Source organism: Xanthomonas bromi (assembly GCF_900092025.1).
GTDB lineage: Bacteria > Pseudomonadota > Gammaproteobacteria > Xanthomonadales > Xanthomonadaceae > Xanthomonas > Xanthomonas bromi.
In genome coordinates this window covers 38,040-64,218 of record NZ_FLTX01000027.1, presented here as the reverse complement: position 1 = coordinate 64,218, position 26,179 = coordinate 38,040, and the positions used below count along the sequence as shown (strand labels likewise).

The 26,179-nt window shown below is 65.8% G+C and carries 18 protein-coding genes, 1 other RNA gene and 2 pseudogenes; 12 read left to right on the top strand and 9 right to left on the bottom strand.

All coding sequences use genetic code 11. The annotated features are described in order from the left end of the window. Window positions 1-69 precede the first annotated feature (69 nt). Window positions 70-958, top strand: a pseudogene (locus XBLMG947_RS09350) (DMT family transporter). Window positions 959-997: 39 nt separating this feature from the next. Here the strand turns inward: XBLMG947_RS09350 and XBLMG947_RS09345 are convergent. The 3 genes from XBLMG947_RS09345 to trxA all read right to left on the bottom strand — a co-directional run bounded on the left by XBLMG947_RS09345 (window position 998) and on the right by trxA (window position 3,760). Beyond that, the gene (locus XBLMG947_RS09345; RefSeq protein ID WP_083992990.1) at window positions 998-1,912 is read right to left on the bottom strand and encodes a peptidylprolyl isomerase; all 915 of its coding nucleotides are present in this window, start codon (window positions 1,910-1,912) and stop codon (window positions 998-1,000) included. Between the two features lie 275 nt (window positions 1,913-2,187). After that, a complete protein-coding gene (locus tag XBLMG947_RS09340) occupies window positions 2,188-2,637 on the bottom strand; it encodes a DUF4442 domain-containing protein (protein WP_065468014.1) in 450 nt (149 codons plus the stop codon). Between the two features lie 262 nt (window positions 2,638-2,899). Continuing rightward, window positions 2,900-3,760, bottom strand: coding sequence for a thioredoxin (trxA, locus tag XBLMG947_RS09335; protein ID WP_065468013.1), 861 nt, complete (start codon window positions 3,758-3,760; stop codon window positions 2,900-2,902). A gap of 205 nt (window positions 3,761-3,965) precedes the next feature. Between trxA and XBLMG947_RS09330 the strand changes: the two genes are divergently transcribed. From XBLMG947_RS09330 to XBLMG947_RS09300, 7 genes are all read left to right on the top strand, one after another. Then, entirely contained in the window at window positions 3,966-4,577 is a 612-nt protein-coding gene (locus tag XBLMG947_RS09330; RefSeq protein ID WP_065468011.1) for a DUF998 domain-containing protein, read from the top strand. Window positions 4,578-4,649: 72 nt separating this feature from the next. Next, window positions 4,650-7,292 carry a leucine--tRNA ligase gene (gene leuS, locus XBLMG947_RS09325; RefSeq protein WP_065468010.1) on the top strand — a complete coding sequence of 881 codons (2,643 nt, stop codon included), beginning with the start codon at window positions 4,650-4,652 and terminating at the stop codon, window positions 7,290-7,292. Between the two features lie 374 nt (window positions 7,293-7,666). After that, window positions 7,667-8,311, top strand: a complete 645-nt coding sequence (locus XBLMG947_RS09320; RefSeq protein ID WP_065468009.1) for an LPS-assembly lipoprotein LptE — start codon at window positions 7,667-7,669, stop codon at window positions 8,309-8,311. Window positions 8,312-8,332: 21 nt separating this feature from the next. Beyond that, entirely contained in the window at window positions 8,333-9,361 is a 1,029-nt protein-coding gene (holA, locus tag XBLMG947_RS09315; protein ID WP_065468008.1) for a DNA polymerase III subunit delta, read from the top strand. Then, window positions 9,358-10,266, top strand: coding sequence for a nicotinate-nucleotide adenylyltransferase (gene nadD, locus XBLMG947_RS09310; RefSeq protein WP_065468007.1), 909 nt, complete (start codon window positions 9,358-9,360; stop codon window positions 10,264-10,266). Before holA ends, nadD begins: the two co-directional genes overlap by 4 nt. Before the next feature lie 56 nt (window positions 10,267-10,322). Then, the gene (gene rsfS, locus XBLMG947_RS09305; RefSeq protein ID WP_065468006.1) at window positions 10,323-10,733 is read left to right on the top strand and encodes a ribosome silencing factor; all 411 of its coding nucleotides are present in this window, start codon (window positions 10,323-10,325) and stop codon (window positions 10,731-10,733) included. Between the two features lie 57 nt (window positions 10,734-10,790). After that, on the top strand, window positions 10,791-11,885 hold the full coding sequence (locus XBLMG947_RS09300; protein WP_245228139.1) for a J domain-containing protein: 1,095 nt from the start codon (window positions 10,791-10,793) through the stop codon (window positions 11,883-11,885). Window positions 11,886-12,128: 243 nt separating this feature from the next. Here XBLMG947_RS09300 and XBLMG947_RS23940 read toward each other — a convergent pair whose 3' ends face one another. Beyond that, window positions 12,129-12,590, bottom strand: coding sequence for an alkaline phosphatase PhoX (locus tag XBLMG947_RS23940; RefSeq protein ID WP_280643363.1), 462 nt, complete (start codon window positions 12,588-12,590; stop codon window positions 12,129-12,131). Between the two features lie 79 nt (window positions 12,591-12,669). Then, window positions 12,670-13,673 (bottom strand): annotated as a pseudogene (locus tag XBLMG947_RS09295) (alkaline phosphatase PhoX); the annotation flags it as partial. Window positions 13,674-13,794: 121 nt separating this feature from the next. Here XBLMG947_RS09295 and rlmH point away from each other — a divergent pair. After that, window positions 13,795-14,265, top strand: a complete 471-nt coding sequence (gene rlmH, locus XBLMG947_RS09290; protein ID WP_024744641.1) for a 23S rRNA (pseudouridine(1915)-N(3))-methyltransferase RlmH — start codon at window positions 13,795-13,797, stop codon at window positions 14,263-14,265. Window positions 14,266-14,339: 74 nt separating this feature from the next. On the opposite strand, the gene XBLMG947_RS09285 is transcribed toward rlmH, so the two are convergent. The 4 genes from XBLMG947_RS09285 to XBLMG947_RS09270 all read right to left on the bottom strand — a co-directional run bounded on the left by XBLMG947_RS09285 (window position 14,340) and on the right by XBLMG947_RS09270 (window position 19,864). Further along, window positions 14,340-14,415, bottom strand: a non-coding RNA gene (locus XBLMG947_RS09285) — sX9 sRNA. 283 nt (window positions 14,416-14,698) lie between these two features. Then, window positions 14,699-15,373 (bottom strand): energy transducer TonB, encoded by a 675-nt coding sequence (locus XBLMG947_RS09280; RefSeq protein ID WP_065468002.1) that lies wholly within the window; start codon window positions 15,371-15,373, stop codon window positions 14,699-14,701. 322 nt (window positions 15,374-15,695) lie between these two features. Then, the gene (locus tag XBLMG947_RS09275) at window positions 15,696-18,806 is read right to left on the bottom strand and encodes a TonB-dependent receptor (RefSeq protein WP_065468000.1); all 3,111 of its coding nucleotides are present in this window, start codon (window positions 18,804-18,806) and stop codon (window positions 15,696-15,698) included. 323 nt (window positions 18,807-19,129) lie between these two features. Next, a complete protein-coding gene (locus XBLMG947_RS09270; RefSeq protein WP_065467998.1) occupies window positions 19,130-19,864 on the bottom strand; it encodes an SIMPL domain-containing protein in 735 nt (244 codons plus the stop codon). A gap of 138 nt (window positions 19,865-20,002) precedes the next feature. Here XBLMG947_RS09270 and XBLMG947_RS09265 point away from each other — a divergent pair, with 138 nt between their 5' ends. The 3 genes from XBLMG947_RS09265 to XBLMG947_RS09255 all read left to right on the top strand — a co-directional run bounded on the left by XBLMG947_RS09265 (window position 20,003) and on the right by XBLMG947_RS09255 (window position 26,176). Then, entirely contained in the window at window positions 20,003-20,575 is a 573-nt protein-coding gene (locus XBLMG947_RS09265) for a Maf-like protein (RefSeq protein ID WP_065467996.1), read from the top strand. After that, window positions 20,575-22,074 (top strand): ribonuclease G, encoded by a 1,500-nt coding sequence (rng, locus tag XBLMG947_RS09260; protein ID WP_065467994.1) that lies wholly within the window; start codon window positions 20,575-20,577, stop codon window positions 22,072-22,074. Before XBLMG947_RS09265 ends, rng begins: the two co-directional genes overlap by 1 nt. 169 nt (window positions 22,075-22,243) lie before the next feature. Beyond that, the gene (locus XBLMG947_RS09255) at window positions 22,244-26,176 is read left to right on the top strand and encodes a YhdP family protein (RefSeq protein ID WP_065467992.1); all 3,933 of its coding nucleotides are present in this window, start codon (window positions 22,244-22,246) and stop codon (window positions 26,174-26,176) included. The last annotated feature ends 3 nt before the right edge of the window (window positions 26,177-26,179 follow it).

The window sequence follows — 26,179 nt, the reverse complement described above, 5'->3', positions numbered from 1 at the left end:
GTCCCTCTGTCTGCCCACCGCTGTCTGCTGCCGTTTCGTGACCGCACGGCACGCGTCGGGAGCACGGCCGTGAGCGCGCAATCGTCGGTGCAGCCCGAACGTGCAGCACGCGAATGGCGCACACCGCTTGAGCTTGGTTTTCTGGGCCTCGTCTGGGGCTGCTCGTTCCTGTTCATGCGTGTGGCCGCGCCCAGGTTCGGCACCGCGGTGCTGGTGGAAATTCGCCTGGTGCTGGGTGCGGTGGTGCTGCTGCCATTCCTGTGGCTGGCACGCGACCGTTTCCCGCTGCATCGCTGGCCGATGTTGGCGGCAATCGGTGTGATCAACTCGGCGTTGCCGTTCCTGCTGTTCGCCTGGGGCGCGCAGCATGCGCCGGCCGCCATTGGCGCGATCTGCAACGCGATGACGGTGTTGTTCACTGCGCTGATCGCGTTCCTTTTTTTTCGGCGAATGCATCGGCACGCGCCGCGCACTGGCGTTGCTGGTGGGCTTTATCGGCGTGCTGGTACTGGCCACCGGCAAATCCGCCGGCTTGAGCGTGGGCCCGGCGGCGCTCGCCGGCGCAACTGCCTCGCTGTTGTATGGCATTGGCTACAACCTGGTGAAGCGCCACATGGGCGATCTGCCGCCCGCGGCATCGGCGGCGTCCACGCTGGGCTGCAGTGCGTTGTTGCTGGCGCCGCTGGCTTGGTGGCAGTGGCCGACCACGCCGGTACCGGCGGTGGCGTGGGCCTGCGCTACTGCGCTGGGCGTGGTGTGCACCGGGCTGGCGTTTTTGATGTATTACCGGCTGATCCAGCGCATCGGCCCGGCGCGCGCGTCCACGGTGACGTATCTGGTGCTGGTGTTCGGCGCGTTGTTGGCATGGTCGCTGCTGGGCGAGCCGCTCACCTGGACGATGCTGGTCGCTGCCGTGTTGATCCTCGGCAGCGTGGCCTTCAGCCAGCGCGCCCGCTGACTGAAAGCGCTTGATGCGTTCCCATTCCCGATTCCCGATTCAGCTCGTCGGCACCGCCGGTGGCGCACGCACCGGCAGCGGCACGTTACACAGGTCGATGTGCCCGGCGGGGCGCTTGTAGAAATCGTCCTTGCGATTGCGGCGCGCTTCGACCACATCGCGGAACGTCTGGCTGTCGGTACGCAGCAACTGCAGCGGTGTGCGTTCGGGCGCAGGCACTTCGCTGGCCAGCCGAATGGCACGGATCGGTGCGCGTTGCGCGGGGTCTTCGTAAAAGCCCATCGGGGAGGGTCCGCGCGGCGTCACGCTGAGCAATTCCATACCTTTGACGACGCGGCCGACCACGGTGATGTTGCGATCCAATTGGCGTGGCGATTGCCCGGTGACCACATACAACTCGGCGCCGATGCTGCTGTCTTCATCGTTGTTGCGGCCGGCGCCCAGGGTGCCGTAGCAATGCGCCAGCCAGATCTTGCCGTGGGCGGTGTCGCGACCGACCGGGAAGCCGTCGACAAAGCCCACTTGCGGCGCCCAGCCGTCGCTATCGGGCAGACGCTGGAAGTCCAGCCCCTGCGATGCGCGCTCGAATTCGGCCGGCAGATGCGTCTTGGCAGAGCCCAACGATTTCGCTTTGCCGGGCGTCTCGCCATCCGGGTCGCCGAACTGCACCACGAAATTATCCTGCGAGCGATAGATGCTCAGCCCGTCCCAGAAACGCTCGTGCGCCAGCGTGCGAATGTTGCCGACGTGCTCCGGCGCGAATTGCGGCGCCAGTTCGATGATGACCCGCCCGGCATCCAGCTCCAGGTACAGCGCGCGGTCCGGGTCGAGCACGCGCCACGCGCTGTCCGGCGCGCTGTCCAGAATCTGTTGCGGGCTACGGTAGGCCGCATTGGCGGCTGCGGGTAACAGCAGAGCGAGCAGGCAGGCGGAAGCGACAGTGCGCAGGTGCATGAAGGCAGCCAGCAGGGAGGTGTCTGCGATTCTTGCCGACCACGCGCCCGGACGCAAAGCATGCGTGCTCGGCGCATGACGCCGACGTCATGCGCCTGCGGCATGTCGGAATGCCAAGACATGTGGTTGGCAGGCCGCAGCCTTCGAACGCAGCGCGCACTATCTGGTCAGCGTTGTCGCTGCGATGCAGACACTGCGCTTACATTACGCGGACGCGCGCTCAACCGATTCTGCGGCCGCAGAATCGGTAAGCCAACGCAGCGACGATATCGCCATCAACGCGCAGGTTTGCGCTTGACGTAAAGCTGCTTGCGCACGCGTGCAACCACCTCGCCGTCTCGGTTGTGCACGTCGTTCTCGAACCAGCGCAGATGTTTCTCGCCGTCTGCCGTGGCCTCGCGCAATTGCGCCAGCACGCTGTCGTCGATGACGAAATCCGCCGTCACCGTGCCGCGCCCGGGTTTGACAAACTCGATGCTGCCGGCCTTGTCCCACACATAATAATCCCGGCCGAGGTTGTGCATGGTCAGCAGCATCCAGAACGGGTCGGTCATCGCGAACAGACTGCCGCCGAAATGGGTGCCGACGTAGTTGCGATTCCACGGACGCTGCCGCAGTTCCACCCGCGCGAAGCGGTAGTCGGCCGATAGCACGGTGACGTGGATGCCGGCGAACAGAAACGGCGGCCACAGATTGAGGCCTAACTTGAACAGCGATGCGCGCATACGGGCCTGTTTCCTTGGCGGGGAGGCAGCTCAGCATAACAGTCGCATGCGTACGGATAAGCGCCACGCCGGCCATGTTTGAGAGAGCGTTAGTCGTTGCTCTTCACTGCGGATCGGCGTCGCCGATATCGGTCATCCGCGTGCCGAAGCCTCGCATGCCCCAACACAACGCGCCGGGCAGAGACCCGGCGCGTTGTGTTCGATGCGCATTGCGATCGCATGAGCGCCCGATGTAGCCTGGTTCAGGCGTCTACGCTGGCGCTTAAAACACCAGCGCCGACATCTTGCGGCGGTAGCGACCAACCAGGTCTTCGTCTTCGATGACGCGAAACGCGTCGATCAGGCTGCGGCGCGGCAGGTTCTCGTCGAAGGCGCGATCCTGGCGCAGCATTTCCAGGAACTGTTCCAACGCCGCTTCGTCGTTACCGTCGAGCAGATGGCGCACGCCCAGCAAGTGGCGCGCGCGCAGATCGGCGCCGTTGGCGTCCACGCTGGCCTGCAATGCGTTCGCATCCGGGGCGTCCTTGAGCACATTGGCAAAGCTGAGGCGGGCCTTGGCGCGCACCGCACGGTCGTCGGTGGCCAGATTGGCGGGCAGGGCATCGATCAGTTGCTCGGCTTCGGCGGTGTCGCCGGTCTTGAGCAGGGCCAGCGCCAGATCCAGCTTGAGCTCGTCCTTGTCCGGCTCGGCGGCGATGGCTTCGCGCAGCGCGGCGGCCTGGGCCTGCGGGTCCAGTGGCGCCTCGGGCGGCAGCTCTTCGGCCACTTGCGGCTCGGCCGGCAACACGCCGTGCTGGGTCAGGAATTCGCGCACCTTGCCTTCCGGCATCGCGCCGGGGAAGCCATCGACGATCTCGCCGCCCTTGACCAGGAACACCGTCGGCACCGAGCGGATCTGGAAGGCCGCGGCGATCTGCTGTTCCTTGTCCACATCGACCTTGGCCAGCTCGAAGGCGCCGTGGTACTCGCCTGCCAGCTTTTCCAGGATCGGCGTCAACGATTTGCACGGCCCGCACCAGGTGGCCCAGAAGTCCACCAGCACCGGTGTCGTCAACGATTTCTGCAGGACCTCGGTCTCGAAGGTGTCGGTGGTGACATCGAATACATGCGGCTTGTCGGACATGGGCTTCCTGATGGGGTGACGGCAAGAGTGAAACGTAATGGTGGCAAACCCGGCTGACACAAGCCTAGCCGCAATGACGCGTTCCGGCGCCCGGCGTGGCCGTGTGCAGCACTGCTCTGGCAGCGGCAGGGGTTCACGCCACGCCCGCCGCGCCCGACAATGCCGCGTTCTGGCGGCGCACGGCGCCCCGTGTTGGAGGAAGGCAATGGCAACCACCGACGGCGCGCAGCGCTACCTGGGGCTGATCGCGGCAACCGTGTTCGTGCTGGCGGTGGCGGGGTTCGGCGCCATGCTGCCGGGCTATCTGCAGGCTGGCCACCCGGTCGCGCTGCTGGGCGCGCAAGGCGTGCCGCACGCGCTTGGCTTCAACCTGCTGGCGTTTGTGCTGGTCGGTGCGCTGGGCATGCTCACCGGCGTCAGCCTGCTGGCCCGCATGCCACCCAAGGCCGGCTGGAGCCTGCGCGTGGGCGGTCAACTGATCGTGCTGGCCGGACTGGCCTTCGTCGGCATGGGCATGCTGCCGCTGGACCCCACCGATCTGGACGGCCGCGCCAGCCAGGCCCATGCCACGGCCTGGTTGCTGTGGGCGGTGGCGTTTGTGCCGGGCATGCTGTTGATTGCCGCGGCGCTGCTCAATGCCCCCGAGACCCGCGCGCTGGCCTGGCTGAGCCTGGCCGCTGGCCTGCTGGTGGCGGTGCTGGCATTCGGCCCGCCCGGCCTGTTGCGGCAGGCCATCGCGCAGCGCCTGGCGTTTCTGGCCTGGGTCGGCTGGCTGGCGGTGGCCGCCTGGCGCTGGCCGGCCAGAGCGCCCGGCTGAGCCTGCGGTTTGGAGCGCCTGCCGCACTGCGGTACCCTGTGCCGCTTTGCACCGCCCGAGCATCCGCTCCCAATGTCCACCGTCGAACCGAACGCCTACGACCCGCAGCAGGTCGAATCCTCCGCCCAGCAGTTTTGGGACGCCACCCGCGCCTTCCAGGTCGACGAAACGTCGGACAAGCCGAAGTTCTATTGCCTGTCGATGCTGCCGTACCCGTCCGGTGCGCTGCACATGGGCCATGTGCGCAACTACACCATCTCCGATGTGGTCAGCCGCTACAAGCGGATGACCGGCCACAACGTGATGCAGCCGATGGGCTGGGATGCGTTCGGGTTGCCGGCGGAAAACGCCGCGATCAAGAACAAGACCGCGCCGGCCAAGTGGACTTACGCCAATATCGAGCACATGCGCGGCCAGCTGAAATCGCTGGGCTACGCCATCGATTGGTCGCGCGAGTTCGCCACCTGCACGCCCGAGTACTACGTGCACGAGCAGCGCATGTTCACCCGGCTGATGCGCAAGGGCCTGGCCTACCGCCGCAACGCGGTGGTGAACTGGGACCCGATCGATCAGACCGTGCTGGCCAACGAGCAGGTCATCGATGGCCGCGGCTGGCGCTCCGGTGCGCTGGTGGAAAAACGCGAGATTCCGCAGTGGTTCCTGCGCATCACCGATTACGCGCAGGAACTGCTGGACGGCCTGGACCAACTGGACGGCTGGCCGGATTCGGTCAAGACCATGCAGCGCAACTGGATCGGCCGCTCGGAAGGCCTGGAAATCCAGTTCGACGTGCGCGATACCGACGGCGCCGCACTGGACCCGCTGCGCGTGTTCACCACCCGCCCGGACACGCTGATGGGCGTGACCTTCGTGTCGATTGCCGCCGAGCATCCGCTGGCACTGCACGCGGCCAAATCCAACCCGGAACTGGCCACGCTGCTGGAAACGCTCAAGCACGGCGGCGTGTCCGAAGCCGAGCTGGAAACCCAGGAGAAGCGCGGCATGGCGACCGGCCTGACCGCGGTGCACCCGATCAGCGGCGAGCAGGTGCCGGTGTGGGTGGCCAACTTCGTGCTGATGGGCTATGGCACCGGCGCGGTGATGGCGGTGCCCGGCCACGACCAGCGCGATTTCGAGTTCGCCAACAAATACAACCTGCCGATCGTGCAGGTGGTCAAGCTGCGCGAGCCGCGCAACGACGAAGAGCAGACCTGGGACGCCACCCAGTGGCGCGACTGGTACACCGACAAGAGCCGCGCGCTGGAGCTGATCAATTCGGCCGAGTTCGATGGCCTGGATGTTGGTGGCGCCTTCGAAGCCTTGGCCGAGCGCTTCGAGCGCAAGAGCCAGGGCCAGCGCCGCATCAATTACCGCCTGCGCGACTGGGGCGTGAGCCGCCAGCGGTACTGGGGCTGCCCGATCCCGGTGATCTACTGCGCCAAGTGCGGCGCGGTGCCGGTGCCGGAAGACCAACTGCCGGTGGTGCTGCCGGAAAACGTGGAATTTGCCGGCACCGGTTCGCCGATCAAGACCGACCCGACCTGGCGCCAGACCAACTGCCCGGAGTGCGGCGGCCCGGCCGAGCGCGAAACCGACACCTTCGACACCTTCATGGAATCGAGCTGGTATGTGGCGCGCTACACCAGCCCGAACGCACGCGACATGGTCGACCGCCGCGCCAATTACTGGATGCCGGCCGACCTGTACGTGGGCGGCATCGAGCACGCGATCCTGCACCTGATGTACTTCCGCTTCTATCACAAGCTCATGCGCGACGCGCGGCTGGTGGACAGCGACGAGCCGGTGACCAATCTGCTCACCCAGGGCATGGTCATCGCCGACACCTTCTATCGCGACGCCGACAACGGCGGTAAGGACTGGATCAATCCGGCCGATGTCGAAATCCAGCGCGATGAGCGTGGCCGCGTCACCGGTGCGGTGCTGATCGCCGACGGCCAGCCGGTACACATCGGCGGCACCGAGAAGATGTCCAAGTCCAAGAACAACGGTGTGGATCCGCAGTCGATGGTGGCCAAGTACGGCGCCGACACCGTGCGGCTGTTCTCGATGTTCGCCGCACCGCCTGAGCAATCGCTGGAATGGAACGAGGCCGGCGTGGACGGCATGGCGCGTTTCATGCGCCGGTTGTGGGTGCAGGTGCACAAGCATGTGGGCGAAGGCAGCGCAGTGGTGCTGGATGCCGCCCACCTGAGCGCCGAGCAGAAGGCGATCCGCCGCAAGACCCACGAAACCATCGGCAAGGTCAACGACGACTACGGCCGCCGCCATAGCTTCAACACCGCCATTGCGGCAGTGATGGAACTGTCCAACGCGCTGGCCAAGTTCGACGACGCCAGCGACCAGGGCAGGGCAGTGCGGCAGGAAGCGCTGGAAGCGATGGTGCTGCTGCTGAACCCGATCACCCCGCATGCCAGTCACGCGTTGTGGCAGGTGCTGGGCCGTGGCGAAACGCTGCTCGAAGACGTCGCGTTTCCGCAGGTCGATGCCAGCGCCCTGGTGCGCGATGCCTTGACGCTGGCGGTGCAGATCAACGGCAAGCTGCGCGGTACCATCGAGGTGGCGGCGGACGCGGCGCGCGAGCAGATCGAAGCGCTGGCGCAGGCCGAGCCGAACGCCGCCAAGTTTCTCGAAGGCCTGAGCGTGCGCAAGATCATCATCGTGCCGGGCAAGATCGTGAATATCGTCGCGGGGTAAGCGTTGCTGGTGCGTCGGCGTGTCTTCTCCGGTCCGGGCAGTGCGTCGGATCGGCGCCGGGAGTTGCGAGCGGGTGACTACGGCGTTTCTCCGCAATTGCTTGCGCCAGCGCGCAGCCACGCATCAGCGACGTTGCCGCTGCGGCTGGCGGCACATTGCGGCGGTTCGGTTTGTCGGTTCACCGGCGCGTGGCGAGGCGTGGGTGGAGTTTGCGCAATGGTTCCCGGTCGTTCGTTTCACTGGCGCGTGGCCACGCGTTTGTCATTCCTGGGGCGCCGCAGTTTTTTGCGGCGCCCTCTCAAGCCCCGTTCACGCGGTGTCGGGCAGGCTAGCCGCCTGTTGCCGCCGCCGGGGCGCTCATCCAGACTGTGCCCATGATTCGATTTCCTACTGCCTTCGCTGCGTCCCTCGTGCTCGTCTCGAGCCTCACCGCCTGCGGGTTCCATCTGCGCAATTCGCTGGCGTTGCCGCCCGACACACCGGCAGTGAAGGTGCAGTCTGCCGTGCAGTACAGCGAACTTGCCAAGCTGTTGCGGCGTGGTCTCAAAGCGTCCGGCGCCACGCTGGCCGATGAAGACGCCAAGACCGGCTTCGCGCAGGTGCAGGTATTGTCCGAGCGCTGGGGCGATCTGCCGATCGCCATCGACAGCCAGGGCCGCGCGCAGGAATACAGCCTGCGCTACGCCGCCATCTTTACGGTCACGACCGCCAACGGCGCGGTGCTGGTGCCGCAGCAGGTGATCGAGCTGTCGCGCGATTACGTGTCGCCGCCGGTGGACGCCACCGGTACTGCGACCGAGCGCGAGATCCTGGCCGACGAACTGCGCAAGGACATGTCGGCCTCGATCCTGCGCCGTATCGACAGTGTGGTGCGTGCGCGCATAAAGCGCGGCGAGAGCCTGGAAAGCACGCCGACCGCGCCCTTGCCGCCGGCCACGACGCCGCCGGCGCAGCCCGCTACGACGCCAGACTCCAGCGTGCCGGCTTCGTTGCCGCCGGCGCCGACCTCGGGCAAGTAAGCCGCACCCGCTTTTTCGATCATGGAACTTCGCCCCGAGCAGCTGGCCGGCCAGTCCAACCAGCCGTTGCAGCCGGCCTATCTGATTGCCGGCCCCGAGACCTTGCGTGTGCTTGAGGCCGCCGATGCGGTGCGCGCGCGCGCGCGCGCCGAAGGGATCGGTGAGCGCGAAGTGTTCGATGCCGATGGCCGCGATTTCGACTGGGATCAGCTCGACGCCAGCTTCAATGCGCCCAGCCTGTTCAGCCCGCGCCGCCTGGTCGAAGTCCGCCTGCCCAGCGGCAAGCCCGGCAAGGACGGCGCCGAGGTCATCACCCGCTTTTGCGCCAACCCGCCGCCGGACGTGGTGCTGCTGATCACCGCCAACGACTGGAGCAAGGCGCATCAGGGCAAGTGGGCCGAGGCCGTCGGTCGCATCGGCACCATTGCCGTGGCCTGGGCGATCAAGCCACATGAACTGTCCGACTGGATCGAGCGCCGCCTGCGCGCCCAGGGCCTGCGCGCCGACGCGGCCGCGGTGCAGCGCCTGGCCGAGCGGGTGGAAGGCAACCTGCTGGCCGCCGCGCAGGAGATCGACAAGCTCGTCCTGCTGGCCGACGGCAAGACGCTGGATCTGGAGACGATGGAATCGCTGGTGGCCGACGCCGCGCGCTACGACGTGTTCCGGCTGGCCGAAACCACCTTCTCCGGGCAGCCGGCCGCGGTGATCCGCATGCTCGCCGGCCTGCGCGCCGAAGGCGAGGCGGTCGCCGCGCTGATGCCGATCCTGATCAAGGAACTGCTGCGCACTGCGTCATTGGCAAAGGTGCAGGCCAACGGCGGCAATCTGGCTGCCGAAATGAAGGCGCAGGGGCTGTGGGAATCGCGCCAGGCGCCGTTCAAGCGTGCGCTGCAACGTCACCCCGAACCGCGCCGCTGGGAACGCTTCGTCGCCGAAGCCGGGCTGGTCGATCGCATGGCCAAGGGCCGCGCCGACGGCGATGCCTGGGTTGGTCTGGAACGCCTGCTGGTGGCGGTGGCCGAAGCCCGTGCGGTGAGATTGCTGGCGTGACCGCGCGGGATGCCGGAACCACACAGCAGGGCGCCGGCACCGGAGAGCGGGAGCCGAAGCCCCGAGCCGGCACCACGGCAGACCCAAGCGCACAGCCGGCAGGTCCCATCAGCTCCTCTACGACGTCACCGGCCAGGCCCGCCCAGCCCGTCGCGTCACGCCCGCTTCTTTCCGAATCCCGAATTCCGAATTCCGAATCCCGAATCCATCCCGATTCCCGATTCCCGATTCCCGATTCCAGGCTCCATCTCTACTACGGCGGCACCTTCGACCCGATTCATCTAGGTCATCTGGCCATCGCCTGCGCGGCGTGCGATGAACTCGGTGCGCGCGTGCACCTGGTGCCAGCCGCCGACCCGCCGCATCGTCCGGCGCCCGGTGCCACAGCTGCGCAGCGGGCGCAGATGCTGCAGCTGGCGCTTGCCGACGATCCAGGGCTGCAACTGGATACCCGCGAACTGCAGCGCGCCGCGCATAGCGATGCGCCGTCCTACACCGTCGATACCTTGCGCGAGCTGCGTGCCGAGCTTGGACCCGCCAAGCCGATCGCTTGGTTGCTCGGCGCCGACGCCTTCGTCGGGCTAGACCATTGGCATGCGTGGGAGGCGTTGTTCGGGCTAGCGCACTTCGTGGTGGCCGCGCGACCGGGCACCCCATTGGAACTGGCCGACGCACCGCAGCTGGCCGCGGCCGCGCAGGGCCGCTGGGTTTCCAGCGCGGACGACCTGCTTGCCGCGCCGGCGGGCCGACTGTATCTGCTGCATCAGCCACTGCGCGGCGAATCGGCCAGTGCGGTGCGTTCGCGTATCGCCAGCGATGCTGCGTGGCAGGCACTTGTGCCGCCGCCGGTGGCCGAATTGATCCAGCGCGAAGGCTTGTACCGCAGTGCCCGCCCGGCTAGCTGAACACGCGTCCGCCCGGACCGGCCTATAATTCACGCCAATTCCATCGAGTTGCCGCTTTGACCAGCCAAGCCCAAGTCATCAAGACCTCCCTTCCGAACCCGCCGCCGTCCGTGCCGGCCCTGCTGGCCACCGTGCGCGAGGCTGTCGAAGAACTGAAAGCCAAGGACGTGGTCGAGATCGATGTGCGCGGCAAGTCCAGCGTGTGCGACTACATGGTGGTGGTGTCGGGTACCTCGACCCGCCACGTCAAATCGATCGCCGACGAAGTGGTCAAGTTCGCCAAGCGTCTGGACGTGATGCCGCTGGGCGTGGAAGGCGAGCGGGAAGCCGAGTGGGTGCTGGTCGACCTGGGCGATGTGGTGGTGCATGTGATGCTGCCGCGCGTGCGTGAGTTCTATGCACTGGAGCGCTTGTGGACGGTGGGCGACCAACGCCCTGACGAAGACCTCTCTGCCGACGCCGAGTAGTGCACCGCAATGCCCAGAAAGCCCGCTGTTTCTGTTTCCGAAGCGCCGGCTTCACAGGTGCTTCGACAACTGAGCCGGCAACCGGGTAACGCCGATACGCTGTCGCCTGCGCGCAAGCGCTTCGACCGCCTGTTGCGCGATCTGCAGCAACATCGCGCGCAGCTGCATGCCTGGCGCGATGCCGTCGAGCGCTGGCATGCTCGCTATCACGCCGAGGTGCTGCCGCTGTTCGAGCAGCAGCGCGCGCTGGAGATCGAGCAGATCCACGCGCTGGACCGCGTCTATGCCTCGGTGAAGTTGAGCAAGGCCGATCGTCACCGCTTGTCGGATGAGATCTGCGAGCTGGCTGGTCCGTTGATCGAAGCCGGTCATGTCGAACTCAAGCCCCTCTACGAGCGGCACAGCGAAATCGGCTACGACGAAGAGATCGCCGAATCCGATGAAATGATGAAACACGTCATCGGCGAGTTGTATGGATTGGATTCCGACGAGGTGGCTGGTGTGGATTCGCCCGAAGAACTCTTCGAGCGGGTCAACGCGCGTCTGGAGCAGGCACAGGCACAGACCGAACACGCCCGCGCCCAGGCCGAGCAGCAACATAGCGCCACGCGTCGTCGCTCGGCCAAGAAAGCCGCGACGGTGTCGACCGAACCGCCTCCGCTGCGCGAGCTGTATCGCAAACTTGCCAGCGGCCTGCACCCGGATCGGGCGGCCGACGCGGACGATCACAGCACCCGCACCGCGCTCATGCAGCGCCTCAATGCGGCCTACAAGTCCAACGATCTGCTTGGCCTGCTCGAACTGCAGGCCGAGATCGGTCTGCTGGATGCAAAGGGCGTGGATGCGATCAACCCGGTGCGCCTGCAGGAATACAACCGCGAGCTCGACCGGCAGTGCAAGGAACTCAAAGACCAGCTCGCTCAGCACGCGATGGAGTTCTGCTACACCTACGATCTGGATCTGCCGACCCAGCCCAAGCCTGAGCGGCTGGATGCATTACTGACCCGCTACAAACGCGATGTCGCCCGGGATCTCGACGAGGTGCGGCATGAGCGACGGATGGTGGATGCACTACGCGATGCGCCAGCGGTCAAGCGCTGGCTCAAATTGCAGGCCACCATGGCGGGCATGCCCGGCGCGCCCTGGTTCTGACCCACGCGCATTCGCCAACCGGCGCAAGTAAGCCGATGCTGCCGATCACTTGATCGATGCCGGACGCAACATCTGGTTTGTCCGGCATCGCTGTTTTTCTACACGCCCATAAAGACAGGCGCACAACGGCCATCTCAGCGGCGCCGGCCAGCGACCAGGCCGAAAACGACTGCCGGCCAACGACCGGCAAATCGTGGCCGGACACTCACGACCGGCCACGACCACGCATCTCCAGCGCACCGCTTACAGCGGCCCGCGTTCCCACGGTCCGGTGATGGCCAGGGTAATGCCCGGCGTCTGGATGTTGACGAACAAGGTACGTGCCAACGGGTCCCAACAGGCGCCGCAGAACTCCGTGTCGCGGTAATCGCCCTCGGCAATGGTTTTGCCTGCATCGGCAATCTGCTGCGAGGTCAGCTGCACGTTGTTCTTGGCCAGGTAGAACGATTCGCCGTTGCGGGTCAGCCTGAGCAGACGCGCGCCGAGGCCGTACTCGTCCGGGCTTTCGCCGCCGTCTTCGCACAACACCACACCGCCGCGCGCATTCACCGTCACGTTGTCCGGGTTGTGCGCGGCCAGCTGATTGCCGCTGACGAACAGCGCGCTCAGCCGCTGGGTGAACAGGTCCAGCACCCACACCGCGCCATTGCCGTAACCGCGCCGTCCCTGCGCATCCACGCCGATGCTGGTGTCGACGATGAACATCTTGCCGTAGCTGTACCAGATTGCCTTCGCCGCGGCTCATGCGCAGCGCGCCATCGGCCCAGGCCTGCGCGAATGGGCCACTCAAGGTGTCGTTGGCGCCGATATCGGCAAAGCCTGCCGGCGCGGTGATGCTATCCAGATCGGGCTCGGCGATATCCACCCATTCCAGCTGGAACTGCTGACCAATGCTGGCCACGGTGAGGTCGGCATTGCGACGCCCACGCACGCGCGCGGCCTGCAACCGCCCGCTGTTTTCCAGCGAGCCGTTGCGGCCACGGCGGTCGTTGGGAATGAAGCGGTACAGCCCGGCCTTGTTGCGGTCGTCCTCGGTGAGGTAGACGATGCCGGTGCGCGGGTCGATCGCCACCGCTTCTCGTGGCTGAAACGCCCCAGACCCACCAGCGGGCGACCGGTGGCGCCGTGGCTGTCCGGGTCCACTTCGAACACGTAACCGTGCTTGCGGCCGGTGCTGGAGACCGCGTTGGTCTTGATCTCTTCGCAGCTCAGCCAGGTGCCTCACGGGGTCGGACCGCCTGCGCAGTTGACCAGCGTGCCGCCCAGGCTCGGCTCCAGGCTGCCCCAGCCGCGGCGGCCGTAGCTCAGCGTGGTGGTGCCGCCGCCGGCGGACTGGGTGCCGCTGACGATGCCGGTGTCGTACATCGCCGGCGCGCGGAACGGGCTGCCGGCGCCGCGCTCGTGGTTGCGGATCAACACGTATTCCAGGCCGCGCAGCGGGTCGCTGCCGGGGCGCCAGTCGGGTCGGCGCAGGCCGACCACAGCCATGCCGTCGTGACGGTCGGGGCAGGGCTGGCCATCGTCCATGCGGTCGCCGCTCCAGCCGAACGAGCGATAGCTGAAACCCTGTGGCAGCTGCAGCTGCAGCAGCGGCAGACCGGTGCTCTGGTCGGCAACCGGGGCGAGCGGGCCGTAACGGCTGGGCACCGGCGCCAGCTGCGTGGACGGCGAGGCGGCGGCGTGAGCCTGGCGCGACTGCAACGCACTCAAGCTGCCAAGGGCGCCAGCGGCCATGACGGCAGCACTGCCCTTGAGAACCTGGCGGCGGGCGGGATCGAAAATCGGCATCGAACGACTCCTGCGTGGCTGGGTGGTCGGGCGACGCTAATTGCCGGCTGTAACCACGCGATGACACGCAGCGGCAAATCGACATGGACGGCCCTGGCTGTGACGCGGATATCATGTACCAATGAAATGCCGATTGATCGCCACTGGCGAACGTGCGCCCTCGTGGGTTGCGCAAGGGTTTGCCGAATACCAGAAACGTCTCTCGCACTGGATGCCGCTGGAGCTTGTCGAGATCGAACCAGGCTTGCGCGGCAAAGGCCGCGACGCACAACGTGCGACCGACGACGAAGGGCGCCGCGTGCTCGCCGCGCTTCCGAAAAACGCCTACGTGGTGGCGCTCGATGTGCCGGGGCGCCCGCTCAGTTCCGAACAGCTCGCCCAGCGCATGGAACATTGGCGCGGACAGGGGCGCGACTTGGCGTTTTTGATCGGCGGGCCCGAAGGCCATTCGGCAGAGGTGCTGAAAAGCGCCAGCGAAAGCTGGTCGATCGGCCCGCTGACCTTGCCGCACATGCTGGTGCGCCTGATCGTCGCCGAGCAGCTCTATCGCGCCGCGGCGATGCTGGCCAACCATCCGTATCATCGCGCATAGCAACGCGCGTCCGTCGTCCACATTCAGCGGCAAGCGACGGTCGTCGCTTCACGTCACCAACGACCAGACCGAGCGGCCTATAAAGCGTCACGAGCAGTCGCCAGCTAGGTATGGACGGAGCGGAAGAACCACAGTGTTCGAGTAGCGCATGCCGATTCCGAACACTGGCCGTATCTGTCTAACAGCTGCGTGATCGTTTTATTAGCCGATCCAAGTTGCAAGCGCGGTGCTGCGTGGCCAGCGCTGTGTAACGCGGTGGGCCGTTACCGGCGATCGACAGCGGATGCCTGATGCAAATGCACGCGATGTTGAGTTTGGTTTGCTGACCAGAGCGCATGCATGCGTGGTGGCTCGGTGGGCAGTAGCCGTTCGTCTGAGCGCAGTCGTATCGATGCGACGGCTGCAATTGCAAGCCGCCGCATCGGGTCACGACTCAATTCAACGAGAAACTCACCGGCACCAGACCATAGGCCTGCACGGGCTGACCGTTCTGCATCGCCGGCTGAAAGCGCCAGCTGCGCAGCACCTGGCTCCGTGCAGCCAGGTCGAGCACGCGATGGCCACTGCTGGTTTGCACACTCACTTCGGTCGGGCGCCCATCGGTGCCGACCAGCACGCGGAGCATCACCGTGCCCTGCTGGTTTGCGCGCAACGCCGCTGCCGGGTAGCTCGGTGCCGGCGAGCTCAGAGACTGCAATTGACCCGCTTCGATCGGTCCGCTCGGTGCAGTGGTCGTAGGAGCGCTGTCTGCAACAACGTCGGAGACCGTTGCGGCACCGGCAGACGGTGCGCTGTCGACAACGGGCGTTTCACTGACCACCGGGGTCTGTGCCGGCACCGGCAGCGTCTTGATCGGCGGACGCGTTTTCGGCCTGAACGTTACAGTGACTGGAAGCACAAGCGGTGGTGGCGGCGTCGGGATGCTGACCGGCATCAGCCAGCGCTCTTTTGGCGCGGTCTGCTGTGAAATCGCCCGGTGCGAGAGCGGAATCAGCAACAACCCGCCCGCCAGCAGGTGCAATGCCACGGCCGTGCTCATCGCCAGAACGCGCGAGGTGTCGATGCCAAGGGGACGGGAAGAAACCTGTGTTTGCGTGCGAACCATCATCCACCTCCAGAACGGAACTGCGGAAAGGACCAGCGCGACCCGGACGCAGATCACCATCCGGTAACGTAGGTTTACCGCAGCGGTCGCGACCGCACAAGCGCCAGGCGCGATTGCGCCGCTGCACCGCACCGTCAAGGCGGCGCGCGTCATCCTCATGGCTCCTCATGGCTGGGCGATGCATTGGCACTGGCGAGTGTCCGCAGGCGTCAGCCAGTGGCAATCATCCGCGCAAACAAAACGCCCAGCCGGAGCCGCTGAGCGTGCATGCAAGAAAAGCCCGGCCCTTTGCAGGGCCGGGGAAACGACGCTGACGGGAGAGGCGTCAGTAGTCGTACGACACGGACAGCACCGCGTAGCGCGGCTGGGTGAAGTACCTGCCCATGTTGTAGGTGTTCGACAACGCGAAAGGGCCGTCCTCCCAGGTGGAATCCACCTGCAGCGGCTTGCGCTCGTTGAAGAGATTGAAGGCCTGCAAGGTCACGGCGAGTTTGTTGGCGGCGAATGCCGGGCGATAGGTCAGGCCTAGGTCGACGATCTTGGTCCACGGCAGCCGGCCGGCATCGCCCGGACGCGATGGCTGACCATTACAGGTGTGATAAGCGGAGCCATAGCCCACCGGGTCGCCGGCATCGTTGTCCTCACTGATGCCATTGATGCTCACATAACCCAGGCAGGATTTCGGCGTCCCGGACAGCACGCGGATATTGCCCGCGATCAGCCATTCGGGTGCGATCTGGTAGGAGCCGTAAATCTTGATCTGATGGCGGCGATCGTTGGCCAGATACCCGCCGGAGTACCACATGAGTGCGGCGGCATCCCAATCCTGCGTTTTGGACACATCGGTCTGGCCGATATCGGATTTGATCTGCCCTTCGGTATTGCCGAAGTTACGCGACCAGGTGTAATCGATGCGACCTTCCCACTTGCCGTCGAACGGATGCTGCAGGAACAGGTCCATCGCCAGGTAGCTGCGTTTGGCCTTCTTGTCGAAGCCCCAGTCCGATGGGGACATCGACACCGAGGTCCGGCCCGAACCATCCAGGTTATCCAGGCTGAAAGAATTGGTTTCGCCGGGATTGAAGATGATGCATCCGGGCACGTCGACGGTGCTCGGGTCGACGCCTGATGCCTTCAACTTGGCGCGCATCCGGTCCGAGTCGCAGACGTCGTCGATCGTGGTACCGAGCATGCGATAAGTCGCCTTGGCGCCGGTGACCCAACTCTCCCCCAATGCCTTGTCGAAGCCGAGCATGAACTCGTCCTGGTACATCGACTTCAGGTCGGTCGCGGTGATGCCGGCAGCATCGGGGGCCTGGCCGCATTCAAGACCGGCCGACACGGTATTGCCGGAGCAGGTGAATCCAGCGGATGGATCGACCGCGACGGGTGTCAAGCCGGTTGGATTGCCTTGCGCATCGATGCCGGTATAGGTGAAGTACTCGTTAGTGAATGTGGAAGGCGATGCACCACGGATGGCCACGCTATTGGGCAGCGCCAGGTAGTAGCGACCTGCATTGCCGTACACCTTGAGCGACGAGTCGCCGAACACATCCCAGCTCAGTCCTAGACGCGGCGCCCACTGGTCGCCGCTGGTCACGTAAGCTGCGCCTACATCGTTGAAGTTGGTGAACTTGTCGTTGCGGATACCCAGCGTCAGCAGCAGTTTGTCGTTGACCTGCCACTTGTCTTCGAGGAAGTAGGCTTTCTGCTCGACCGACATGCTGGTCGAGGTATTGAATACAGTCTGGTTGACAAAATAACCATTACCGCCGGCCGGGCCGACACCAAGCGCAGGCCTGATCGGTGAGGTGGGAATCAGGGAGCGACCGTAGGTCCAGGTATAGCCAGGGCCGGTGGTAATGACGCCCTCGTTGCTGGCATTGAAATACATGTTGTCCACACCTGCAGTGAGGGTGTGGCCGCCCAGCACATATTCCAGATCGATGCGCAGGCCGCGCGTCCTGTTTTCGCCATCGCGGGCCTGGCTGGACGTCTGGTTGTTGCGGATCTCGCTACCACCGTTAATGGCCGGATCCTGCAGATTGGTGCTGGTCAGCAGCGGTGCGGTGCTGGGGTTGTTGCGGAAGTCTGTCTGGCGGCTCTTGCCGTAGGTGGCGCTCAACGTCAGATCGTCGGTGATGTAGCTGGTGTACTTGCCGATGTAATAGCGATCGTTGACCTTGACCGTATCGGCAAATGCGCCGTTGGCATCGCTGACCAGGCCTGGGTATCCATTGAAATCGGTATAAGCACCGCCGGAGCGATAATTGTTCTTGACGCCGGTCAGTTCGAGAATATTGCTGTCGTTGATGTTCCAGTCGATCTTGGCGTAGACCTTCGGCTCATCGGTGCGGTAGTTGTTGCGGCCGATCACCGGGTCGTCCCGGCGAGCGGTGGACACGCCTTCGGTGCGTTCCTGCTCTGCGGCAACGAATACGAACAGGCGGTCTTCGACCAACGGGCCGCCGGCATAAACGCTGTAGACCGTGTTCCAGAAGGTGTCGTCCTTTTGGCTGCGGTAAAGCGTGCCAGGCAGGCTTTTATCGCTGTATTCGTAACCTGCCGGCGGTGCGGTGTCGGGATAGAAGACATTCTTGTAGTCGCTGGACAGCGATTTGGGACGCCACAAGGCCTGCGCGCCGAAATGCCATTGGTTGGTGCCGCGCTTGCCGATCTGGCTGAGCACGCCTCCTGCCGAGCGGCCGTAACGGGCGCTGTAGCCGCCGGTATAGGTCTCCTGCTGGTCGATGGCGCCGTAGGGCAGGGTGACGCCGCCGATGTTGGTCAACGGATTGGAGCTGAGATAGCCGTTGAGGTAGTAGGCGTTCTCGGTAACGCCGGCGCCACCGAAGGAAATGGTGTTACCGAAATAGCCGCTGCCCTGCACCGCGCCAGGCGACAACAGCGCGATGGCTTCGCCCGAGCGTGCCAGCGGCAAGCGCTGCAGTTGCTCGGCACTGATCACGGTGCGCGAGGCGGTGGCAGAGACATCCACTGGCGAGACATTCTTGCCGGTGACCGTAATGGTGCCCAGGGTGGCCGTGTCGCCGGATGCATTGCTGCTGCCGAAGGACACATCGGTACCGGCGCCGACGCGCAATGCGATGTTCTCGCGCGTCTCGGCGGCTTGGCCTTCGCGTTGCAGGGTGACAATGTAGGTGCCTACCGGAAGATTGCCGATGGCGTAGCGGCCGTTGGCATCGACTGGGGCAGTGCGTGTAAAACCGGTATCGCTCTGCGCGGTGACCGTTGCTCCCGCACTGGCCGGCGCGCTTCCGTAGATCCCGGCCGTCGTGCTTTGCGCGGCCGCAGTGCCCGTGGCGAGCAGGCCGACGGCGCCGCTCAAGGCAAGCGCAAGTAGGCTGATGCGGCCATAGCGCGCAGGCGAGGAGGGGCAGAACGGGCGGCGCTGCCGCGCGGCGTGGCTGGTCATCTCTGTCGCTCTCCAATGGGCGCCGTCACGAAGATGACGGTTCGTTGACAACCGATGCTAGAGAGTGGCCGCGCCCGCTTAAAGAACGATTTCTCTAAATTTCATGCTTGTTTAAGCACAAACATCAAAATTCGCCTATTCAGACTGAAATGGGGTGAGTGTGTGTACGTGTAAGTAACCAGCCTTTAGTTTTTTGTAGGAATTTAGTGCGTTGTGCTAACGCGCAAAGCAGCGTGCTGGTTTGACTGGTCGCATAAACGACACTGCCCTCCGAAGAGGGCAGTGCAGAGGCGACGCATCGGTCCTGCCGGAGTTTCAGCTCTTCAACGCCCCAGCTCGAACGTCACATCCAGGTTGATCGACAGCGTGCTCTCGCCCGGGGCGACCGGGGTGTCCATCTCGGCCTTGGCCGAGCGCAGCGAGGCGGCCATCATCATCGGGCGGACCACCCCGCCGGTACGGCCCTCGGAGATGCTGACGATGCGGCGCACCTTCAGGCCAAGCGATTTGGCATAGGTGTCGGCGCGCGCCTGGGCCTTCTTCAGTGCCGCAACGCGTGCCTCGTCGTAGACCGGTTCGGGTTGGTCGATCGAGAAGCTGGGCCCGTTGATGTCGTTGGCGCCCTGCGCGACCAGGGCGTCGAGCACCTTGCCCAGGCGGGTGATGTCGCGGACCTTGAGGCTGACCGTGTTGCTGGCCTGGTAGCCATTGATCTTGGGCGCTTCGTTTTCTTTATAGGTGTACTGCGGGCTCAGATTGATTCCGCTGGTCTGCACATCCTTGTCGGCGATGCCGGCGGCCTTCACCGCGGCCATGACCTTGCTCATCCGTTCGGCGTTCTGGCGCATGGCGGCGTTGCCGTCGGCGGCCTGGGTGACCACGCCGGCGGACAACGTGGCGATGTCCGGCACACGCTTGGCTTCGGCCTCGGCCGAGACGTTGAGCAGGGTGCCGTCAGTGGGAAGGGCATAGCTCGGCGCAGGCTGGGCGTGGGCGGTCATGGCGGTTCCGGCAGCGAGGGACAGGGCCAGCAACAACGGCTTGAGGTGGGTACGCATGGAATCTCCTTGTCTGTGTGGCGAGCGTGTTGGCAGTTCGATGAATATGTTGTGAGTCGAACGCGACAGCGCCATCGGCAACAGTGCGTGCGTTCAACAGGCAAGCGGGCGAGTGCAGGCAACGGGTATGCTGGACGGATGCTCTATCTCGCTTCCCGGTCACCACGCCGACAAGACCTCCTGCAACGCCTGGATGTGCCGTTCCAGACGTTACAACTGGATGTGCCCGAGCTGCGCGCAGCCGATGAATCGCCCGACCACTACGTGCAGCGCGTTGCGCTGGACAAGGCGCGTGCCGGGCTGGCACTGGTACAGGCTGCCGACCCGGATGCCATCGTGCTGGGCTCCGATACCGAGGTGGTGCTGGGCGAGCGCGTGTTCGGCAAGCCGGTCGATGTGGACGATGCCATCGCGATGCTGCGCGTATTGTCCGGGCGCACCCACCAGGTGCTCACGGCGGTGGTTCTAGTCTGCGCACAGCGCCCGCCGGCGCAGGCATTGGTGGTGTCCGAGGTGACTTTCGATACGCTCGATGACGCGCAGATCGCCGCCTACGCCGCTTGTGGCGAGCCGATGGGCAAGGCCGGTGCCTATGCGATCCAGGGCCGTGCCGAACGTTTCATCCGTCATCTGTCCGGCAGCTATTCCGGGGTGATGGGATTGCCGCTGTATCACACCTCGCAGTTGCTCACAGCCTTCGGAGCGCATTGATGTCGGAAGAGATCTTGGTCAACGTCACCCCGCGCGAGACCCGTGTGGCGGTGATCGAGAACGGCATGCTGCAGGAGTTGCATATCGAGCGCGGTTGGCGCCGGGGTGTGGTCGGCAATATCTACAAGGGCAAGGTGCAGCGGGTGATGCCCGGCATGCAGGCGGCGTTCGTGGAAGTGGGGTTGGAGCGCGCCGCGTTCCTGCACGCCAACGACGTGATCCGCCTGGCGCCGGCGCCGGCCAGCGTGGTCGATACCGAAGAAACCCCGATCCCGCCGCCGCCGCCGGCCTCGGTGCCGATCGTGGAGCTGCTGCGCGACGGGCAGGACATCGTGGTGCAGGTGGTCAAGGACCCGATCGGCACCAAGGGTGCGCGGTTGACCACCCAGATCAGCATTCCTTCGCGCTATCTGGTGCTGCTGCCGCAGTCCAAGGTCGTTGGCGTCTCGGCGCGGATCGAGGACGAGGCCGAGCGCCTGCGCCTGAAGACCATCGTCAGCGAGGTCTCGGCCCAGCATGGCGGCTTCGGCTACATCATCCGCACCAATGCCGAAGGCCAGCCGGCCGAGGCACTGGCCGAGGACATCGCGTATTTGTCGCGCGTCTGGAACGTGGTCGAGCGCCGCGGCCGCGAAGCGCCGCCGTGCAGCATCATCTACGAAGACCTGAGCCTGCCGCTGCGTGCGGTGCGCGACCTGATCCGCCGCGATGTGGAGAAGGTCAAGGTCGATTCCAACGAGACCTTCTTGCAGTTGCAGGCGTTCGTGGCCAAGTACATGCCGGTGCTGGCCGAGCGGTTGGAGCTGTACACCGGTGACCGGCCGATCTTCGACCTGTATGGGGTCGAAGACGAGATCGGACGTGCGTTGAACAAGCAGGTGCCGCTCAAATCCGGCGGCTACCTGGTGATCGACCAGACCGAGGCGATGACCACCATCGACGTCAACACCGGTTCGTTCGTGGGGCAGCGCAATCTGGAAGAAACCGTCTTCCGCACCAATCTGGAAGCCGCGCAGGCGGTAGCGCGGCAACTGCGGCTACGCAACCTGGGCGGCATCATCATCATCGATTTCATCGACATGGACGACGCCGAGCATCGCCGCCAGGTGCTGCGTACGTTGGAGAAGGCGCTGGCGCGCGATCACGCCAAGACCACCGTGTACGAGTTCTCGCCGTTGGGCCTGGTGGAGATGACGCGCAAGCGTACCGTCGAAAGCCTGGAGCGGCAGCTGTCGGAAACCTGCGGCCATTGCGGCGGGCGCGGTACCATCAAGACCGCCGAAACGGTGACCTACGAGATCTTCCGCGAGATTACCCGCGCGGTGCGCCAGTTCGACGCGGCGCGTCTGCTGGTGATCGCTTCGTCGAAAGTGGTCGCGCGCATCACCGACGAAGAGTCGGCGGCGGTGGCCGAGCTGGAAGAGTTCCTCGGCAAGAGCATCCGCTTCCAGTCAGACGACCAGTATCTGCAGGAGCAGTTCGATGTGGTGCTGCTGTGAGGTCGGGAATGGAGAATGGGGAATCGGGAATGGGCGTGGAGCAACAGCCGCGCCACGGTACTTTGGGTCTCGCTCCAGCATCGCTGGGCGAGCGGACGGCTAGCCGTTCGTATGCCAGCGCTGGTGCTCTTACGATTCCCTATTCCCCACTCCCCATTCCCAGCCGTTAATGCCCACCCCGCTGCGCCGCCGTCTCCGTCTGTTTCGCCGCTATGCGATCACTGCCAGCGCGCTTGCGCTGGTGGCGCTTGCCTTGTTGGTGGGCGCGGTCAGCCAGGCGCTGCCGTTGGCCGAGGAGCATCCGCAGCAGATTGCGCAGTGGCTGAGCCAGCGTGCCGGTCAGCCGATCGCGTTCGATCGGCTGCAGACCGAATGGACCCGGCGCGGGCCGTTGCTGCGGCTGGATGGGTTGCGTATCGGTCCCCAAGGCGAGGTGCGCGTCGGTCAGACCGAGGTGCTGCTGGCGATGTACGCCGGGTTGTTGCCGGGGCATACGCTGACCGAAATACGCCTGCGAGGCCTGGCGCTGACCTTGCAACGCAGCGACGACGGCGTGTGGTCGGTCCAGGGCATGCCCAGCGGCGAGACCTCCGACGATCCGTTGGATGCGCTGCGCCGGCTTGGCGAGATCCAGCTGGCCGACGCGCGCTTGCATGTGGTCGCGCCATCGATCGGCCTGGATACCACGCTGCCGCGCATCGACCTGCGCCTGCGCGTCAGCGGTTCCACCGTGAAGGTGGGCAGCCGTAGCTGGATCGATCTCACGCGCGCGCCGCTGACCGCAGTGCTGGAATTCGACCACGACCGTGGCGATGGCAGCGCCTACGCGCAAGCCGACCCGGCCGACCTGGCCGCGTGGGCGTCGCTGCTGCAGTTCGGCGGCATGCGCGTGGATGGCGGTGGCGGGCGCGTGCAGGCCTGGGCGCAACTGCGCGCCCGCCGGATCGCTGCAGTGACCGTGGATGCCGACCTGCAGCAGCTGCGCCTGTCCGGTGACGCGCTGCCGGACGAGACCGTGCGACGCACGCTCACCTGGGAGCGGCTGCAGGCGCGCGCGCGCTGGCAGACCATCGATGGCGGCTGGCGGGTGGACGCGCCGCTGCTGCGCCTGGGCCAGGCAGCGCAACTGCAGCGCCTGGACGGGTTGAGCATTGCCGGCGGGCGCCACTATGCGGTGGTGGCCAAACATGTCGACGTCTCGGGCCTGATCGCCGCGACCGCGCTGAGCGAGCAGTTGCCGCCCGGCTTGCGGCGTTGGCTGAGCCTGTCCAAACCGCAGCTGCGCGTGGCCGATCTGCAGGTCGCTGGCGAACAAGGCGGCGACCTGCGGGCGCAGGGTCAGATCGAAGAACTGGGGTTTCTGCCGGTGGGCACTGCGCCGGGCATCAGCGGCCTGCGCGGAACCATCGATGGCGATGCGCAAGGCGTGGAGCTGGACACCGCGCCCGACGCCACGCTGCGCTTCGACTGGCCAACCGGCTTCGGCGTGGTGCATGAAATCCAGCTGGCCGGCAAGATCGTCGGCTGGCGCGAAGGCGCTGGCTGGCAGGTCGCTACGTCGGCGCTGCGTGTGCAGGGCAAGGATTACGGCGGCAACATGCGCGGCGGGCTGTGGTTCCAGGGCGATGGCACTCGCCCGCGTATGCAACTGGCTGCGCAGCTGGACGATGCCGCGCTGCCGGTGGCGCGCAAGTTCTGGGTCCGCTCCAAGTTGAGCGCGGCCGCCATCGACTGGCTCGACATGGCCGTGGCCGGCGGCACCGTTACCGGCGGGACTGGCCTGGTCAGCGGCGACCTGGACGACTGGCCGTTCGACGACAACGACGGGCGCTTCGAAGCGTTTGGGCAGATCCGCAATGGCGTGGTCCGCTTCCAGCCGGACTGGCCGGCGATGGAACAGGTCCAGGCGAACCTCAGCTTCATCGGCAACGGCTTCTCGCTGCGGGGGCAGGGCGAGCTTGCGGGTACCCCGGTCGCGCAGCTGGAAGCGGGCATCCCCAGTTTCGCCACGTCCGAACTCTACGTCCGCGCCTCCACACAGGCCGATGCGGCGCAGCTACTCGGCATGCTGCGCAACAGTCCGCTGGAGCGTCGCTACGGGGATACCTTGCGCAATCTCACCGTGTCCGGGCCGGCCGCCGTGACCTTCGATCTGCTGCGTCCCCTGCGCACCCACGGCGTTGGCGGCCATTTGCAGGGCACGGTGGGGTTGCAGGGCGTCAAGGTGACCGACGCGCGCTGGAATCTGGCCTTCGACCAGGTCAGCGGGCAGGCCGAGTACCGCGACACCGGCTTCGCCGCCGAGCATCTGAGCGTGCAGCACGAGGGGCGTAGCGGTGAGCTGTCGTTACGCGCCGGCGGGTTGGTGCAGGACCCCCAGCAGGTCTTCGAAGCACGTCTGGGCGCCACCCTGGATGCGAAGGAATTGTTCGACCGCGCACCGCAGATGGAGTGGCTGCGCCCGTACGTGCATGGCAGCGCACCCTGGCAGGTGGGCGTGGACGTGCCGCTGCCACCAGCGGGTCAGACCGATGCAAATGCGATGCTGACGCTACGGTCTAATCTGGTCGGCACCACGCTGGACCTGCCGGCACCGCTGGACAAGGCAGCCGGCCAACCGCTCGACACCCAGGTCAAGGTGGCGCTGCCGGTGGGCGATGGCGATATCGATGTGGCATTCGGCAAGCTGGTGGCGCTCAAGGCCAGTAGCCATGGCGGGCAGACCGGCGTGCGCGTGGTGATGGGCACCGACACCGTCACCGAACGGCCGCCGGTCAACGGGCTGGTGGTCACCGGCCGCGCCGCGTCGCTGGACGCGATCGACTGGATCAGCCTTGCGCGTGGCGGTAGCAGCGCCACGGACACGCCGCCGCTGCCCGGCCAGCCGGCCATTCCCAAGAAAGACGCGGTGCCGTTGCAGCAGGTGGATGTGCAGGCGGACCGGTTGCTGATGATCGGCGGCGTGTTTCCGCAAACGCGTCTGCGTCTGCGCCCCACCCGCGATGCGGTGGCGGTGACGCTGGACGGTCCCTCGCTGGCTGGGCAGCTCACCGTTCCCACTGCCGACGGGGCAACGGTGCAGGGCACCTTGAAGACCGTGCACTGGCAGCCGGTAGCAGCGCCTGCCGAGCCGGCCGTGCCCGAACCCGGCGATCCGCTGGCTGGCGCGTTGCCGGAACCTGCACGTCGTGCCGTGGCCGAATTCGACCCGGTCTCGATCCCGCCGCTGGCGCTGGATATCGACGACCTGCAGATCGGCAAAATGACCTTCGGCGCGGCGACCCTGCGCAGCAGCCGGCTCACCGATGGCATGCAGGTGGACCAGCTGCAGCTGCGCTCGGACGACCAGAACATCGGCCTCACCGGTGCCTGGCGTGGCAAGGGCGACGCGGCCACGACGCGGCTGTCGGCGCGTGTGGACAGCCGCAACCTGGGCAATCTGCTGCAGAACCTCACCCTGGGCGGCCAGCTACGCGGCGGCGAAGGCGAGTTGGAACTCAATGCCGGCTGGCAGGGCTCGCCGACCGGCTTCGCGCTCGGTTCGCTGGACGGCAACCTCAAGGTCGATGCGCGCAACGGCCAGTTGCTGGAAGTGGATCCGGGCGCCGGCCGCGTGCTTGGCCTGCTCAGCGTGGCGCAGCTGCCGCGTCGATTGATGTTCGACTTCCGCGATTTCTTCTCCAAGGGCCTGGCCTTCAACACGTTGGCCGGCGAAGTGCGCTTCGGTGAAGGCCTCGCGCGCACCGATGCCATCCGCATCGAAGGCCCTGCTGCCGACATCGCCATCCGCGGCCAGACCGACCTGCGCGCGCAGACCTTCGACCAGACCGTGGATGTGAATCCCAAGGCCGGCAACCTGCTGACCGTGGTCGGCGCAGTGGCCGGCGGCCCGGTGGGTGCGGCAGTGGGTGCGGCGGCCAATGCCGTGCTCGGCAAACCGCTGGGTGCGATCGGCGCCAATACCTATCACGTCACCGGACCATGGAAAGACCCGCAGGTGGATGTGGTGGAGCGCGAGGCGCGCGGACGGGCGCCGGGCAAGCCGGCCGCGGCATCCGGCAAGTCCGGCAAGTCCGGCAAGGTAGATCCGCCGGCGCGCTGACGC

Excerpts from the sequence above, each read along its gene's own strand:
- XBLMG947_RS09345 (WP_083992990.1), bottom strand. The coding sequence starts at position 1,912 with ATGCACCTGCGCACTGTCGCTTCCGCCTGCCTGCTCGCTCTGCTGTTA.
- XBLMG947_RS09340 (WP_065468014.1), bottom strand. The coding sequence starts at position 2,637 with ATGCGCGCATCGCTGTTCAAGTTAGGCCTCAATCTGTGGCCGCCGTTT.
- trxA (WP_065468013.1), bottom strand. The coding sequence starts at position 3,760 with ATGTCCGACAAGCCGCATGTATTCGATGTCACCACCGACACCTTCGAG.
- XBLMG947_RS09330 (WP_065468011.1), top strand. The coding sequence starts at position 3,966 with ATGGCAACCACCGACGGCGCGCAGCGCTACCTGGGGCTGATCGCGGCA.
- leuS (WP_065468010.1), top strand. The coding sequence starts at position 4,650 with ATGTCCACCGTCGAACCGAACGCCTACGACCCGCAGCAGGTCGAATCC.
- XBLMG947_RS09320 (WP_065468009.1), top strand. The coding sequence starts at position 7,667 with ATGATTCGATTTCCTACTGCCTTCGCTGCGTCCCTCGTGCTCGTCTCG.
- holA (WP_065468008.1), top strand. The coding sequence starts at position 8,333 with ATGGAACTTCGCCCCGAGCAGCTGGCCGGCCAGTCCAACCAGCCGTTG.
- XBLMG947_RS23940 (WP_280643363.1), bottom strand. The coding sequence starts at position 12,590 with ATGTTCATCGTCGACACCAGCATCGGCGTGGATGCGCAGGGACGGCGC.
- rlmH (WP_024744641.1), top strand. The coding sequence starts at position 13,795 with ATGAAATGCCGATTGATCGCCACTGGCGAACGTGCGCCCTCGTGGGTT.
- XBLMG947_RS09280 (WP_065468002.1), bottom strand. The coding sequence starts at position 15,373 with ATGATGGTTCGCACGCAAACACAGGTTTCTTCCCGTCCCCTTGGCATC.
- XBLMG947_RS09275 (WP_065468000.1), bottom strand. The coding sequence starts at position 18,806 with ATGACCAGCCACGCCGCGCGGCAGCGCCGCCCGTTCTGCCCCTCCTCG.
- XBLMG947_RS09270 (WP_065467998.1), bottom strand. The coding sequence starts at position 19,864 with ATGCGTACCCACCTCAAGCCGTTGTTGCTGGCCCTGTCCCTCGCTGCC.
- XBLMG947_RS09265 (WP_065467996.1), top strand. The coding sequence starts at position 20,003 with ATGCTCTATCTCGCTTCCCGGTCACCACGCCGACAAGACCTCCTGCAA.
- rng (WP_065467994.1), top strand. The coding sequence starts at position 20,575 with ATGTCGGAAGAGATCTTGGTCAACGTCACCCCGCGCGAGACCCGTGTG.
- XBLMG947_RS09255 (WP_065467992.1), top strand. The coding sequence starts at position 22,244 with ATGCCCACCCCGCTGCGCCGCCGTCTCCGTCTGTTTCGCCGCTATGCG.